A 1,837-nucleotide genomic window follows, 5' to 3' on the forward strand; every position below is an offset into this window, starting at 1 on the left:
CTATTATACTGATTTTTACAAGCATAGCATTTAGCCCAATATTATACAATATATAAATGATAGCTATTAAAAAAGGATAGTCTCTAACGTGAGACTATCCTTTAATCAGTAAATGCCATTTTAACGAAGAGGAACTCTATCCAATAGAGCCTTCCATCTCGATTTAAATTGTGTTTTTTTGACATTTTTTAAAATCAAAAACGTTGATTTAATGAGGTTTTCAGGAAGTTAGATTTTCTGTATTTTTCTGTTTTAAACTAAAATGGTATCAAAAACGGTATCACCCCGCCTGCAATAGGTGGGGTGTTTCCATAAAAAAATACCACACCGGTTAGGGTGTGGTTAAAAGAACAAGTTTATTACAATACTAATCAAACTTATAATTGCTGGAATCGATACACCAATCCAAAAGCGTTTTGATGTGACTTTTTCTAAGTTTATTTCTTCTTTCAAACTTTTTACGGCGTTATCAATTTTCAACTCTACATTATCGAATCTTGTGTCCATGTGCTTTTGATGCTGTTCAAATTCAGGGCGTGTAATATAATCTAATGACATTGTATCCACCTCCGAAATAAGAGTATTCCCAACACTTCTGATATTATAAGAATTGTAATATCTCGGTAAAGAGTTTATCTCTTTTTTATCTGTAAATTTGGGGTGATTATTGATTGGATAGGTATTAATTCGACTCATCTTTAATCACTTCGTCAAATTCGTTTTGAAGAGTATCAATATCTTTTATCGGTCCGTGAATCTCCTCATATTGATTGATTGCTTCATCAAGTGCATTCCTTAACTGTTTTGCCAAACTAGGATTCATCATTATATTCCTATTTTCAACAAAACCGTTAGGCGTGTGCTGTGTGAAGTTAATCATAAAATCTGTGATACTTGTTCTCATTTCCAAAGAATTGGTGTAAAAAATATACGGATCTATTTCTGTAGCTTGACTTAGATTTCTATCATATTCTATGCCTTTGTATGATATACCCATTCTAAATCCCCCTTTCACTACTTATTTTACAAATATATTAATAAGATTTAAAGTCCAAACATAAATACGAACAAAAAAACACCACACTTAACTAGTATAGGTGGTGGTAAATAAAGCCGGATTGGTTACCGGTAATCTATATTTATTATAACATAAAAAAAAGAGGGTAACCATTACGGCTACCCTCTAATCATGTCGTGGATATACATAGTATATCATATTTTACTTTTGTTATCAGAATACTTCTTTAACAATCAGTCTTTCATGCCAGATCCATTCGTTATGATTATTCCAATAGATACGACACCAACCATCAATGATTTCAAATACATAAATTAACGTGCCTGGTACATATTCGGCTTGTCCGACGTCAAAACGATAATTTGCACGGCTATCACCATACCGTGTTGCCGATGTAGCACCTAAACCGTCAACTTTTGCATTAAAATAAGCACCTTTTGACCATTTGAGGTTATACGGCGCTCTACTTCCACTGATAATCTTACTAGCTGAATTGCCTGCCGCTTTATGTGATGGTGGACTGATTTTATTAGCGATTTTAGAAGTGGTATTCTCGCTTTTGTAATGAGGACGGATAAAATGCGTACATCCATAGTAATTGTCCCATCTCAATGATGCGGGCGTGTTTGCATTGCCATCGAAATTTTGCTCTAAAATTAAGAACTGGTTTGTGTTACCACTGTTGTATACGATGCCAATGTGACCGTATTGCTTATAAATACCGTTTCTAAACACCGCCACATCGCCTACTTGTGGGACGAATGAAGGTGTATTTTCATAGATTGTAGCCATATTTTTAAAGTCGTTGTTAATCGCATC

The 1,837-nt window shown here is 34.0% G+C and carries 3 protein-coding genes; all 3 read right to left on the minus strand.

Going from position 1 to position 1,837, the window contains the following annotated elements; genetic code table 11:
- Window positions 1-342: 342 nt before the first annotated feature.
- Window positions 343-558: a hypothetical protein gene (locus CD118_RS07450; RefSeq protein WP_015728850.1), complete on the minus strand. Its 216-nt coding sequence runs from the start codon at window positions 556-558 to the stop codon at window positions 343-345.
- A gap of 124 nt (window positions 559-682) precedes the next feature.
- Window positions 683-997, minus strand: a complete 315-nt coding sequence (locus tag CD118_RS07455) for a DUF3467 domain-containing protein (RefSeq protein WP_020219674.1) — start codon at window positions 995-997, stop codon at window positions 683-685.
- 234 nt (window positions 998-1,231) lie between these two features.
- A partial coding sequence (locus CD118_RS07460; protein ID WP_103356516.1) for a CHAP domain-containing protein occupies window positions 1,232-1,837 on the minus strand: 606 nt, incomplete at its 5' end.

Source organism: Staphylococcus coagulans (genome assembly GCF_002901995.1).
In the GTDB taxonomy this organism is placed as follows: Bacteria; Bacillota; Bacilli; order Staphylococcales; family Staphylococcaceae; genus Staphylococcus; species Staphylococcus coagulans.

What these genes read in the sequence shown, in the direction of transcription:
- CD118_RS07450 (WP_015728850.1), bottom strand. Translation starts at nt 558, where the DNA reads ATGTCATTAGATTATATTACACGCCCTGAATTTGAACAGCATCAAAAG.
- CD118_RS07455 (WP_020219674.1), bottom strand. Translation starts at nt 997, where the DNA reads ATGGGTATATCATACAAAGGCATAGAATATGATAGAAATCTAAGTCAA.